Source organism: Cuspidothrix issatschenkoi CHARLIE-1 (genome assembly GCF_002934005.1).
Taxonomy (GTDB): Bacteria; Cyanobacteriota; Cyanobacteriia; order Cyanobacteriales; family Nostocaceae; genus Cuspidothrix; species Cuspidothrix issatschenkoi.
The window spans coordinates 6,408-19,639 of the sequence record NZ_PGEM01000113.1 but is presented as its reverse complement, the minus strand read 5'-3'; the positions used below and the strand labels follow the sequence as shown (position 1 = coordinate 19,639).

The following is a 13,232-nucleotide window of genomic DNA, read 5'->3' as shown; positions in this document are numbered from 1 at the left end:
GGAACAGGGAACAGGGAACAGGTAACAGGTAACAGGGAACAGGGAACAGGTAACAGGTAACAGGTAACAGGTAACAGGGAACAGGTAACAGGTAACAGGTAACAGGGAACAGGGAACAGTTTCAACTATCTGGATATCCTCAATTTCTCATATCCGACTCGACAAGGAAAAATGCAACTGTTTTGAGACTCCATTTGCCAAAACCTTGCACTTACTTGTTTTTAAAATCCGCGAAACCCCTATTAATAAACGGTTATAGCTTTATTCAGCAACCTCTAATTATCTTGTACCTATTCCCTTGACTAAATCTGGCTCAACCATTCACTTTCTTCTGGATCTTTAAACAAAGGAGTGCTGAGGTAACGTTCACCAAAGCTAGGTTGTACCATGACTATTAATTTATCGGCATTTTCTGCGCGTTTGGCAACTTGCAATGCCGCATATAAAGCAGCACCAGTAGAAATTCCTGATAGTAAACCTTCTTCTTTTGCTAACCGCCGACTGTAGGAAATTGCCTGTTCATCTGTAACTTGAATGATTTCATCTACGAGGTCTGAACGATAAATAGCAGGAATAAATCCCGGTCCGATACCTTGGATTTTGTGTGATCCTGACTTTCCCCCTGCTAATACTGGACTGTTGACTGGTTCAACGGCGATCGCCTGAAAACTAGGTTTACGCTGTTTAATTACTTGAGATACACCTGTAATTGTTCCCCCAGTCCCTACTCCCGCAATGAGAATATCTACTTCCCCATCGGTATCATGCCAAATTTCTTCGGCGGTAGTGCGAGCATGAATTTCTGGGTTGGCAGGATTGTTAAACTGTTGCAACATATAAGCATCGGGGATGCTATTAACTATTTCTGTTGCTTTAGCGATCGCCCCCCGCATTCCTTCTACCCCGGGTGTTAATTCCAAATGCGCCCCATAAGCTCTGAGCATCAGTCTTCTTTCCTGACTCATTGTATCCGGCATGGTTAAAATTAAGCGGTAGCCTTTAGCTGCTGCAACCATCGCCAAGGCGATTCCTGTATTCCCAGATGTCGGCTCAACTAAAGTGGTTTTTCCCCGAACAATTAAGCCTTGTGCTTCCGCCGCTTCCACCATATTCACACCAATTCGATCTTTGACCGAAGCAGCAGGATTCATACTTTCTAATTTAACAACAATTCGCGCCAATGCTCCCCAGGTTTGAGGGATTTTATGTAACTCCACTAATGGAGTATTGCCAACTAACTCGGTGATATTTTTTGCAATTCGCATTGTTATACCTCTTTTCAATTAAATGTAATACATGGGATTTTTCTGTGTGCGAGCTTCTATTTCCTGATATAAATCTTGGAGTGTATAGCTTCGTAACACTTCAATTGCTGCAACATTAGCTTGTTGCCAAGTTTCCAAAACCAAAGTTTTTTCTATAGTTGGAGTCACAGAGTTTTCTTTCTCTTTTCTTTCCCCTTCTATCAAGGTGGCAATTTCTAACACCGTGATTTGCCAAGGTTCACGTAGTAATAAAAAACCACCTTTTGAACCACGTTGACTCTGCACCACTCCCGCTCGTCGTAGTTGGGTGAGAATCTGTTCTAGATAGCGTTCTGGGATAGGTTGTTTAGCCGTAATCTCGTTGATTGTCAAAGGAACTTTTTTATCGTGATATCTAGCTAGTTCTAATAGTGCTAGGAGTGCATATTCTGCTTTGGCAGACAGATCCAAAAGAACGTAGTTTTGCTTATTCAAATCTGAATTCAAAATACTACTGTACATTGATTGACTTATCGCTGTTTAACCGTAATTATTTGTACTTAAAGTGTTTAATGTCCTATTATCACACTGACATTAAATAAAATATCATAACTCTATCGGATTAGTGTAGATTTTATGTAAATTTCTCAATATTACTTAATCTTTCCTGAATTTGACACTCCCTGTGTCTTTAGACGTGTTAATCTTGTGAAGATTTTTCTATGTTAGATGTAGGTAAAGAAAGAGGATTTGATTGTGGTGACGATTCTAACTTAGATACTTGTTCAGATAATTCTACTAAGGTCATTCCAGGTAGATTTTTCAGGTAAGATCCAAAGATTTTATCATGGTTGGAGGCAACGGCTAAAAATGCTCCTGCTAACACATATATGGGTAATGGTACAGAAACACCTTGTAACCATTTAAACAACTCTGCCCCAGCAAACATCACAAAAAAACATACTAGCCAAACTTTCATGCTTTGATCTACTCCACATTTAGGATATTTTCACTTGTTATAGCAGGTGACGGCTGACTGTTGTGCAGACTGCCCCTCCTGCCTTCTAGCTTCTGAACTCCTGTCCAACTATTTTAAGACTTACGCATTGACAGGAAGGTATGACTTTCAGGGATTTAAACCCGATTTTTCGATGATTTTTGAGGGAACTGCTTGCACGAGTGCTTCCCTGTCGCTATTTATCCTAAGACTTCATCCGCAAAACCTGAAACGACCTGGTTCATACAGATGATGGTTAATTTGTACAGTGCGTAAGTCCTAATCTCCTCTTTCCTAATTACCAATTACTCATTCTTTAGCTAAGATTGTGTGGGTATTATCATAAGTGGGAAAATGATTGAAGTTCAACATCTGAGTAAAACCTATGGTTCGACAACAGCAATTACTGATGTTACCTTTAGCGTTGAACCAGGAGAAATTTTGGGGTTTTTAGGCCCCAACGGTGCTGGTAAAACTACAACCATGCGAATATTAGCCGGTTATTTACCTGCTACCAGTGGCACGGCGAAGATTGCAGGTTATGATGTCCATGATCATTCTTTAGCTGTGCGACAGCGTATTGGCTATTTACCGGAAACACCGCCTTTGTATCCAGAAATGACAGTGGAAGGATTTTTACACTTTGTCGCGCGGATTAAAGGAGTTTCTTCAGGCGATCGCCCTGGCAAGGTGACAGCAGCTATTAACCGTTGTAATTTAACAGAAAAACGCCAAGTTATTATTCGCAAGTTGTCTAAAGGTTATCGTCAACGGGTGGGAATTGCCCAAGCGATCGTTCATGATCCTCCAGCAATTATTCTTGATGAACCTACAGTAGGTCTTGATCCGCGACAAATAACGGAAGTGCGAAATTTAATTAAAAATTTGGCCGGAACGCATACTATTATTTTATCTACTCATATTCTCCCAGAAGTAAGTATGACCTGTAGCCGAGTTGCCATTATTAATCGTGGCCAAATAGTTGCAACTAATACGCCAGAAAATTTGATGACACAGTTAACAAGTGGGGCAGGATATGAGTTAGAAATTACAGGGGAAGCCCCTTTAGCTAAACAAATGTTGCAAAAAATACCGGGTGTAAGTTTAGTGGAATCAATGCCCCATCATCTCCATTTAGGGGAAAACCGCTCTTGGTTGCGAGTAATATTAGAACCAGGAAAAGAACCAGGAAAAGAAATTGCTGCAACTTTGATGCGGGCGGCGTTTGACTTACATGAAATGCGCCGTGTTAATGCTACCTTGGAAGATGTTTTCCTAGAATTAACTACATCTGAGAAAAATTCGCCCCCATGGACAAATTCACAAATTGAAACTACACAAGTTATCACAGAAATCAATTCCAACGTTGAAGTATCAGAAGCTATCACAGAAATTAATCCCAATATTGAACAAGGAGAACTTCCCTAAATGGGTATAGTAATTGCTAATGTTATTGCCATTTATCGTCGAGAATTACAGAGTTACTTCATATCACCCTTAGCTTATGGCATAGCTAGTGCCTTTTGGTTTTTAGCAGGTTTATTTTTCGTGATGATTTTATTAGGTCCAGAAGGAATTATAGTCACAGTTTCTCAGTATGATTTGCAAGGACAACAGTTTGGAGTTCCAGCACCAATCATAGATGTTCCTTATGAATTTGTTAGGGCATTTTTAGATAGAATGGGTTGGTTAATGTTATTTGTCTTGCCTATCTTATCAATGGGACTTTATGCAGAAGAACGCAAACGAGGAACTTTAGAACTATTAGCCACATCACCAATCACTAATTGGGCTGTAGCACTAGGTAAATTATTAGGAGTATTAACATTTTTCTTGACAATGATTTTACCTTTGATGGGATTGGAAGCGATCGCTATATCTAATTCTCAGCCACCCATATCACCCATAATACCCTTACTTGGTCATATAGGACTAATATTACTAGCAGCAGCTATTTTATCTTTAGGAATGTTTATTTCCTCATTAACAGACAGTACAATTTTAGCGGCCTTTCTCACTTTTGCTGTTGTGATTTTGCTATTATTCATTGATTTAATTGCTAAAGCCATTCCCGGTCCCATTGGTGAAGCAGTAAGTCAGCTATCTCTTCTCAAACATTACAACACCCTAATTCAAGGAATCTTTGATACTAGCGGCTTGATTTTATTTATCAGTTACATTATCTTAGGTATTTTCCTCACCGCCCAATCAATTGATGCCCTGCGCTTTCAACGTCAGTAATTGTCGGTTGTTGGTTGAAAATATCTTTCTCTTCCTCCCCTGTTTCCTGTTCCCTGCTATAAATAATGACTAAAAATAAACTTTGGCAACTTGTATTTTGGCTAGGGCCATTCTTTTTCACTGCTGGCTTAACCATTGGTTTAGTTTCCGAAAAATGGGGCATCATCCCTATATTATTAATAATTTTAGGTTTGGTAATTTGCAGTTTATGGATAATAGTCAAAAGCCGAACTAGCAAATGGTGGCAACAGCGTTCTACCCAAACAGGAACTAATGCCTTTGTGGCGACAATATCCGTATTAGTTATTTTGGGATTAATTAACTTTTTAGGTATGCGCTATCATGTACGCCTAGACTTGACAGATACTCAATTATTTACTCTATCACCGCAATCAAAAGAATTAGTTAGTAATTTACCCCAAACAATTAAAGTTTGGTTATTTAGTAGAGAACAAAATCTCCAAGATCGAGAATTATTAGATAATTATCAACGTCAAGGAAAGCAGTTTAAATTTGAGTATGTTGATCCACAATTAAGACCAGGAATAGCTGAAAAATTTGGTGTTAAAGATTATGGCGAAGTTTATTTAGAATTTGGAGATAAACGGCAATTAGTCCAAGTTATTAGTGAAAATGAACGTCTATCAGAAATAAAATTAACTAATAAGTTACAAAAAATCACCAGTTTAACAACTGCTAAAATTTACTTTCTTCAAGGTCATGGTGAACACCCCCTAACAGCTAGTAAAGGGGCAATTTCCCAAGCAATTAAAGGATTAACTGATAAAAACTTTACTACTTCAGCGTTAAATTTAGCGGAAAATCCTCAAGTTCCAAATGATGCTAATATTATAGTGGTGGCAGGACCCAAAAGAGAATTACTATCAGGAGAAGTTATAGCTTTACAAGATTATCTGAATAGAGGTGGTAATTTATTATTGATGATTGATCCTAATACTGATCCAAAAATAGATCCTATTTTAAAGGATTGGGGTGTGCGTTTAGATAATCGTTTGGCCATTGATACTTCTGGGGAAAGTTTGCAACTAGGCCCTGCTGCAATTTTAGTTACAGAATATGGACAACATCCTATTACTAAAGATTTTGGTAACAATATTTCTCTATATCCCTTAACTCGTCCTTTAGAAATTGATCCTGTTCCTGGTATCGAGTCTATGACTTTATTAAAAACTAAACCTTATCCTAATAGTTGGGCAGAAAGTGATCAAAAAAGTGAAAAATTAGAGTTTAATGAAGGTCAAGATTTAAAAGGCCCTTTAACTCTGGGAGTAGCATTGACTAGAAAATTATCAACACCAACTTCACCAATTCCCACTCCTACCAGTTCCCCAATTCCCACTCCTACAACTTCCCCAATTCCCACTCCTATAAATTCACCCACTACGGAGAAAGAATCACGGTTAGTAGTATTTGGTAACTCGAGTTTCGCCGTTGATGGTTTATTTGAACAACAATTAAATGGGGATGTATTTTTAAACTCAGTTAGTTGGCTAAGTCAACAAAACGAACAACTTCTCTCAATTCGTCCCAAAGAACCCAAAAATCGCAGGATTGTAATATCAACACTTCAAGCTAACTTGTTAACAATAGCTGCTATATTTATATTACCTTTAATTGGCTTATTTACAGGTTTCATTATTTGGTGGAAACGCCGATGAAAAATAAATTAGTAATTCATAATGCTAAACTCAAGCATTGGCTTTGTTTTCAAAATCCTGATCAAATTATCATCGCTGATAGTATTGATCAAGTTGTTCCTAAATTACAACTTGTAAATGATTTGATTAGCAAATATCAAATGTATGCGGCAGGTTTTATTGGTTATGAAGCTTCAACAGCTTTTGATGCCGTATTAAAAACTCATTCTCCCTCTTCATTTCCCCTCCTCTGGTTTGGATTATATAAAAAACCAGAAATTATTGATTTACCAAAACCTACCCTATCTACTGAATATCAACTTAGTTGGACACCTTCTATTAGTGAAGCAGAATATCATCAAGCCATTACCAAAATTAAAGAATATATTGCTTTAGGAGACACTTATCAAGTTAATTATACATTACGTCTCAACGCCCCATTTACTGGGGATAGTTGGGAATTATTTCTCAAATTAGTACAAGCCCAAAAAGCTAATTATGGGGCTTATATTAATATTGATAACTTTGCTATTTGTTCCGCTTCTCCTGAACTATTTTTTCGTCTTGATGGGGATACATTAACATCTCTTCCCATGAAAGGAACAGCAGCTAGAGGTTTAACATTAGCAACAGATCATGATATTGCCAATCAACTACATTTTTCAGAAAAAAATCGCGCTGAAAATGTCATGATTGTAGATATGATTCGTAACGATATAGGCAGAATAGCTAATATTAATACTGTCACAGTTCCCAAATTATTTAATGTCGAAAAATATCCCACAGTTTGGCAAATGACCTCTACTGTCACGGCTAAAACTACAGCTTCTATCACTGATATTATCAAAGTGCTTTTTCCCTGCGCTTCTATTACCGGCGCACCAAAAACTAGAACCATGGAAATTATTCAAGAGTTAGAAAATACCCCCCGACATATTTATACTGGATGTATTGGTTTTATTAGTCCCCAACGGGAAGCACAATTTAATGTTGCTATTCGCACTGTGTTAATTGATAAAACAAATTGTCAAGCACAGTATGGAGTGGGCGGTGGAATTGTTTGGGACTCCTTAAGTAGTGACGAATATCAAGAATGTCAAGTTAAAGCCCAAGTTCTCACCTTAAATCGTCCAGATTTTTCATTATTAGAAACGATATTATGGCAACCTGATAATGGTTATTTTGTTTTAGATTATCATTTACAACGTTTGCAAAGTTCAGCAAGTTATTTTGATTTTAAACTCGATATTAATAAAATAAAAACTCAACTTGATCAATTAATAAAATCCTTTTTAAAGCAAGATTATAAAATCCGATTATTATTAGATTCTGATAGCAAAATTACATATCAAACAATACCTTTATCTACTATAGATCATGAAAAATCTATCAATCTAGGTTTATCTAAAACACCCATTGACTCAACTAATATGTTTCTGTATCATAAAACGACTAATCGCCAAGTTTATGAACTAGCAAAAACAACTTTTCCTAATTGTGATGATGTTCTATTATGGAATGAAAGAGGCGAAATTACAGAAACCTGTATTGGTAATATTGTGATTGAGTTAAATGGCGAATTATTAACACCTCCTGTATCCTGCGGTTTATTAGCAGGGACTTTTCGCGCTGATTTAATTGCAAAGGAGAAAATCAGAGAAGAAATCATTACAGTAGAAAGATTGAAAACTTGTGATCGCATTTATATAATTAACTCAGTGCAAAAATGGCGGAAAGCAGTATTATTTTCTGAATAATTAAATAATTTATCAGTTAACTACCAATATGAAATTACCAAAAACAACCTTAATTTTAATATTTTTATCAATAGGTTTGGGGAGTTTTGTTTACTTTTATGAAATTAAAGGTAAAAATCAGCAAACAGAAATTCAAGCCCAAAAACAGAAAATTTTCACTTTTACTGCTGATGATATCCAATCTTTAACAATTAAATTCAAAGAGACTACATTACAATTAACAAAAAGGAACACATCAGAAAAACCACAATGGGAAATCAAATCTCCTATCTCAACACCAGCAAATGATGCCATTGTTTCCTATTTAATAGATTTATTAGCTGATAGTAAAAGTGAAAGAACAGTACCAGTTTCACCAGTTGAATTATCAGAATTTGGTTTAGATCAACCTGTAGCGACTATTGATGTTAAACTGAAAAATCAACAAACTCATCAATTGATTTTAGGTAAAGGTGATTTTAATAATCAATTTCTATATGCCCAAGCTGATCCTCACAAAAATATGAACTTACTATTAGTTTCTAAAGATTTTGTAAATGCAGTTAACCGAGACATATCAGAATGGAAACAAATACCTGATATTCCCCCACCAACACCAACAAAGTAATAAAATCTCTTTTCTCTGCGTTCTCTGCTCCTGGAGCGGTTCGTTTATCCAAATAATTTAAAACACCAAAAACATGACCAAACAAACAGCAACCTTATTAATTTCTTGCCCAGATCAAAGAGGATTAGTTGCCAAATTCGCTAACTTTATCTATGCTAATGGTGGCAATATTACCCATGCAGATCAGCATACAGATTTTGAAGCTGGACTATTTCTCACTCGCATCGAATGGCAATTAAAAGGATTTAACTTACCAAAAAATTTAATTGCACCGGCGTTTAATGCGATCGCTCAACCCTTAAATGCCAAATGGGAATTACACTTTTCTGATACTCTGTCTCGAATTGCTATTTGGGTAAGTCGTCAAGATCATTGTTTATTTGATTTAATTTGGAGACATCGCGCCAAAGAATTTCAGGCAGAAATTCCCTTAATTATTAGTAATCACCCAGATTTACAACCAGTGGTTGAACAATTTGGTATTGATTATCATTACATCCCGATTACTAAAGACAATAAACAAGAACAGGAAGCTAAACAACTAGAATTACTACATCAATACAAAATAGATTTAGTTATTTTAGCCAAATATATGCAAATAGTTACTGCGGATTTTATTGAAAAATTCCCCCAAATTATCAATATTCATCATTCATTTTTACCAGCATTTATTGGGGCTAATCCCTATCATCGCGCCTTTGAAAGAGGGGTAAAAATTATTGGGGCAACAGCCCATTACGCCACACCTGATTTAGATGCAGGCCCGATTATTGAACAGGATGTGGTGCGGGTAAGTCATCGAGATGAGGTGAATGATTTAATCCGCAAAGGGAAAGATTTAGAAAGAATAGTGTTAGCTAGGGCGGTCAGATTGCATTTACAAAACCGTGTTTTAGTCTATGGTAATAGAACCGTAGTTTTTGAGTAAATTTAATTGATTTAATTACTTCATTAACTTAGCTATAGGGCATCCATTAACAACATTTCCCCGAAACCTTTTTGACGATGATTTTGATCAACTGCTAATCTACCTAAAAGAGTAGCGGGAAGGTGAGGATATTTTGGGAGTTTTTTAGTAATTTCTATCGGCAATTCTCCGATTTGAATACTTGTTGATGATAGTGTGTAATAACCTAGGACGAAACCAGAACTTTTTTCTACTAAAATAAATGGGGCTGCTATACGTTTACCTGCATCTTGCCCGGCTTGTTTGTGAAAATAATTATCTAACGGATCAACTCCACAACAAAAAGCCGCCCGGTTATGCTTTTTTCCTAGCGGCTCTATTAAATAATTCTCAAAAGCATCAAAATTGTCTGTTAACTGCACTTATACATCCATATTCTTTTTATAGCGTTGAGCCGCAAGCCGTAACTTTTCGCTGGGTGCTGGTGGATTAAGTAGTGCTTCTACAAAAACTTCTTGGTCTTTTCTGCTTAAAACCATGATTTCATTTTGTTGAATAATTTGATTTGCGGCACTGACAAGACTGCTAACTACAAAATCTGTGAGTGTTCGTCCTTGAATATCTGCCGCCCGTTGAAATAATTCCTTATTTTCTGGACTAATACGGGCTTCTAATCGTTCTGATTTAGAACGCAAGGATTTTTCTGGGCTGTTTTTAGCCACTGGATGAGTCATGATACTTTCTACACAATAAATGTGATGTGTAAATTTTGAATGTACGGCAAATGTCCTAACAAATATAGTCTATCCATTAGTACAACAAATATCAACTATCCCCAATCTCCAGACTTTCCACCTGTTTTACTGACTAAATGAATCCCCTCAATTTGAATTGACTTTTCTAACGCTTTAGCCATGTCGTATAAAGTTAAGGCAGCAATAGACACTGCTGTTAAAGCTTCCATCTCTACACCGGTTTCCGCTTTGGTTTTGACAGTGGCATCAATTTGATAACCAGGTAGTTGGGCATCGGGGATAATTTCCACGGTAATTTTCTGTAAGGGTAAGGGGTGACAAAGGGGAATTAAATTCGCTGTTTGTTTAGCCGCCATGATGCCGGCTAACCTGGCAGTGGCCAAAACGTCACCTTTGGGAGTGTTACCGGCTTGGATAGCGGCGAAGGTCTCAGGTAACATCCGCACCTTGCCAGTAGCTACAGCTTGGCGAATAGTGGCTACTTTACCTGATACATCAACCATTTGGGCTTGTCCCTGACCATCCAAATGAGTTAATGGAAAAGAATTTGAAAAATTATCTTGCATGATTGGAAAAGTCTGTGCTATTATAAAACTCGTAAGTCAAGGGTGTGTAGCTCAGTGGACTAGAGCACGTGGCTACGGACCACGGTGTCGGGGGTTCGAATCCCTCCTCGCCCGCTTTGTAATTAATTTTAAATGCACAAGTTCCGTTTTTGGGATTTGTGCGTTTTTGATCTGGTGATGTACCGTTTTAGTCCTGAATAGTGGGTACAAATTATTTCACAGCATAAATATCTTTGCCACGACCAAAGGCAAAACGCAGAGATTCGGGGATATTGCGGCTAGACTGGGTGAGGAAAATGATCGTTGCTATAGCAGTTAAACCTGTGGTTAAACCAAACATACTCCGATAACCAAGGGTTTGGGCAAATGTGCCAAAAATTGGACCTGCAACAGCTAAACCAATATCAAATCCCATTAAAGACACACCAAAGATGCGGCCACGTTCGTGGGGTAAAGCCCTATCTGTCATCAATACAGAAATCATGGGAATGAGTGTCCCAGAAGCAGCACCTTCCATTAATGCACCTAATAAGAACATGAAAGAGTTATTTGCTTGCCAAACGCAGATAATGGAGAGAGTGTAAGCTATCAAGCTTATGGTGACAAATAAACCTCGTCCGTATTGATCTGAAGCTTTACCAGTCAATAATCTACAACTAAAACTGGAGACTGCCGCAGCAGTGAAAAATAAGCCGGCGTTTAAGTCTACTCCAGTTGATTTGATGAATAGGGAAATGAAAGTATGTAAACTGCCTAAAGTCAAACCACTCAGTAATAGGACGATGGCCGGGATCCGCACGCGAGGACTGATGAGTATTTGCAAAAAGTTGTCATTTTTGCTGTTATTTGGTTTTTTGATCACAGGTGGATTGACAATGGGAATGATACATAACAAACCCAGACTACATAAAGCCGCCGATGAAAGGAATAATGGCGTGTAACCAATTGTTACTTGTACAAATCCGCCGATAGCAGGACCAATACCCACACCCAAAGGACTCACCAAACTCATATAACCGACGATTTCACCCCGACGGTGTTCTGGTGCTAAATCACTGACTAAGGTGATGTAAGCTGTGGCAAAAGCGGCGATACTAATGCCATGAAAGGCACGAATTACCATTAAGGGTAATATAGTTTTGATGAATAAATATCCTAAAGGTGCGATCGCCCCTGCGGACATCCCAATTAATAATACTATTTTGCGCCCCCGGATATCCGCTAAAGTACCCATTGCTGGTCTAAATAGTAACATTCCAATGGCAAAGCTACCCATGACAATGCCAATTTCTTGTTTACTTGCACCAATATGTTCAATATATAAGGGTAAGGTGGGCAATAATGAAGCCAAACCTGACCAGAAAAATAAACCTGCTGCAAATAACATGAGCAGATTTTTTCGCAGTTCAGCGTCAACATTCTCTAAGGCTTTCACAGTAGATGTAATTATCCTAAAAGTATTATTTTCCTATTGTTACGTTACTTAACATTTTTTGCCACAACTTCCCGTACCCTATAGATTGGTCGTCCTTGGGATTCATGATATGTCCGCATCAGTAATTCTGCCAAAAGACCAAAACAAAACAATTGTACCCCTGTCACTAGCAATAACACCGCTAAAATCAGTAAAGGGCGATTACCAATATCCTCATGAAAAGCCAATTTAATTACAGTTAAATAAATACCTATGGACCCACCAGCAACCATAGAAATTAATCCCAACAAGCCAAAAACGTGCATAGGACGGGTGAGAAATTTTTTCATAAACAAAATAGTTAATAAATCCATTAATACACGAAACGTGCGAGAAATGCCATATTTACTCTGTCCAAACCGTCGCGCATGATGACGTACAGGCATTTCTGTAATTCTTGCCCCTTCTATATATGCTAATGCAGGTAAAAACCGATGTAGTTCTCCATAAAGGTTCATATCTGCAACCAATTCCGCCCGATAGGCTTTGAGAGAACAACCATAATCATGAATATAGACGCTAGTAGCCCTGCGAATTAACCAATTGGCGATTTTAGAAGGAAGTAGCCGATTTAATGCCCCATCTTGGCGATTTTGCCGCCAACCACTCACTAAATCATAACCCTCATCCAGCTTTGCTAATAACATGGGGATATCTGCCGGGTCATTTTGCAAATCAGCATCTAGAGTAACGATCACTTTTGCGGTAGCATAATTAAAACCCGCGGACATAGCCGCAGTTTGTCCATAATTACGCCGCAAAATTACTGCTTTTAAATCAGTGCGTATTTGCGCTTGTTCTTTAAGGAATTCTGCTGAACCATCACTTGAACCATCATCTATACATATAATTTCATAGGTTAATTCATTAGCAGTGAGAGTAGAAGAAATTGCTTCTAATAGTAAAGGTAAACTTTCAACTTCATCTTTAATGGGTAAAACTACTGATACATCTGGTGATTGGTAATTGGTCATTGGTAATTGGTCATTGGTCATTGGTAATTGGTCATTGGTCATTGGTCATTGG

The 13,232-nt window shown here is 37.6% G+C and carries 14 protein-coding genes and 1 tRNA gene; 7 read left to right on the top strand and 8 right to left on the bottom strand.

The window, feature by feature from the left end; translation table 11 throughout:
• Positions 1-302: 302 nt before the first annotated feature.
• From cysK to CUN59_RS15240, 3 genes are all read right to left on the bottom strand, one after another.
• A complete protein-coding gene (cysK, locus tag CUN59_RS15250; protein WP_104388642.1) occupies positions 303-1,265 on the bottom strand; it encodes a cysteine synthase A in 963 nt (320 codons plus the stop codon).
• 18 nt (positions 1,266-1,283) lie between these two features.
• Positions 1,284-1,766 carry an RrF2 family transcriptional regulator gene (locus CUN59_RS15245; RefSeq protein WP_104388641.1) on the bottom strand — a complete coding sequence of 161 codons (483 nt, stop codon included), beginning with the start codon at positions 1,764-1,766 and terminating at the stop codon, positions 1,284-1,286.
• A gap of 178 nt (positions 1,767-1,944) precedes the next feature.
• A complete protein-coding gene (locus CUN59_RS15240) occupies positions 1,945-2,223 on the bottom strand; it encodes a hypothetical protein (protein WP_104388640.1) in 279 nt (92 codons plus the stop codon).
• A 372-nt stretch (positions 2,224-2,595) separates the two neighbouring features.
• Here CUN59_RS15240 and CUN59_RS15235 point away from each other — a divergent pair, with 372 nt between their 5' ends.
• The 6 genes from CUN59_RS15235 (at position 2,596) to purU (ending at position 9,432) form a co-directional block, all read left to right on the top strand.
• The gene (locus CUN59_RS15235; RefSeq protein WP_104388639.1) at positions 2,596-3,669 is read left to right on the top strand and encodes an ABC transporter ATP-binding protein; all 1,074 of its coding nucleotides are present in this window, start codon (positions 2,596-2,598) and stop codon (positions 3,667-3,669) included.
• Positions 3,670-4,482, top strand: coding sequence for an ABC transporter permease (locus tag CUN59_RS15230; protein ID WP_104388638.1), 813 nt, complete (start codon positions 3,670-3,672; stop codon positions 4,480-4,482). It abuts the gene before it with no gap.
• Positions 4,483-4,547: 65 nt separating this feature from the next.
• Positions 4,548-6,161 (top strand): GldG family protein, encoded by a 1,614-nt coding sequence (locus CUN59_RS15225; protein ID WP_104388637.1) that lies wholly within the window; start codon positions 4,548-4,550, stop codon positions 6,159-6,161.
• On the top strand, positions 6,158-7,897 hold the full coding sequence (gene pabB, locus CUN59_RS15220) for an aminodeoxychorismate synthase component I (RefSeq protein WP_104388636.1): 1,740 nt from the start codon (positions 6,158-6,160) through the stop codon (positions 7,895-7,897). The genes CUN59_RS15225 and pabB overlap by 4 nt, the downstream gene beginning before the upstream one ends.
• A 28-nt stretch (positions 7,898-7,925) precedes the next feature.
• Positions 7,926-8,504, top strand: a complete 579-nt coding sequence (locus CUN59_RS15215) for a DUF4340 domain-containing protein (protein WP_104388635.1) — start codon at positions 7,926-7,928, stop codon at positions 8,502-8,504.
• A gap of 73 nt (positions 8,505-8,577) precedes the next feature.
• The gene (gene purU / locus CUN59_RS15210) at positions 8,578-9,432 is read left to right on the top strand and encodes a formyltetrahydrofolate deformylase (RefSeq protein ID WP_104388634.1); all 855 of its coding nucleotides are present in this window, start codon (positions 8,578-8,580) and stop codon (positions 9,430-9,432) included.
• A gap of 32 nt (positions 9,433-9,464) precedes the next feature.
• Here purU and CUN59_RS15205 read toward each other — a convergent pair whose 3' ends face one another.
• The 3 genes from CUN59_RS15205 to moaC all read right to left on the bottom strand — a co-directional run bounded on the left by CUN59_RS15205 (position 9,465) and on the right by moaC (position 10,732).
• Positions 9,465-9,833, bottom strand: a complete 369-nt coding sequence (locus tag CUN59_RS15205) for a hypothetical protein (protein ID WP_243406960.1) — start codon at positions 9,831-9,833, stop codon at positions 9,465-9,467.
• Positions 9,834-10,145 carry a type II toxin-antitoxin system TacA family antitoxin gene (locus CUN59_RS15200; RefSeq protein ID WP_104388633.1) on the bottom strand — a complete coding sequence of 104 codons (312 nt, stop codon included), beginning with the start codon at positions 10,143-10,145 and terminating at the stop codon, positions 9,834-9,836.
• Between the two features lie 95 nt (positions 10,146-10,240).
• Entirely contained in the window at positions 10,241-10,732 is a 492-nt protein-coding gene (gene moaC / locus CUN59_RS15195; protein ID WP_104388632.1) for a cyclic pyranopterin monophosphate synthase MoaC, read from the bottom strand.
• A 40-nt stretch (positions 10,733-10,772) separates the two neighbouring features.
• On the opposite strand from moaC, the gene CUN59_RS15190 reads away from it, so the two are divergent.
• Positions 10,773-10,846: transfer RNA gene (locus tag CUN59_RS15190), tRNA-Arg, on the top strand.
• 97 nt (positions 10,847-10,943) lie between these two features.
• On the opposite strand, the gene CUN59_RS15185 is transcribed toward CUN59_RS15190, so the two are convergent.
• On the bottom strand, positions 10,944-12,167 hold the full coding sequence (locus CUN59_RS15185) for an MFS transporter (protein ID WP_243406959.1): 1,224 nt from the start codon (positions 12,165-12,167) through the stop codon (positions 10,944-10,946).
• 44 nt (positions 12,168-12,211) lie between these two features.
• Positions 12,212-13,222, bottom strand: a complete 1,011-nt coding sequence (locus tag CUN59_RS15180) for a glycosyltransferase family 2 protein (RefSeq protein ID WP_104388631.1) — start codon at positions 13,220-13,222, stop codon at positions 12,212-12,214.
• Positions 13,223-13,232 lie beyond the last annotated feature (10 nt).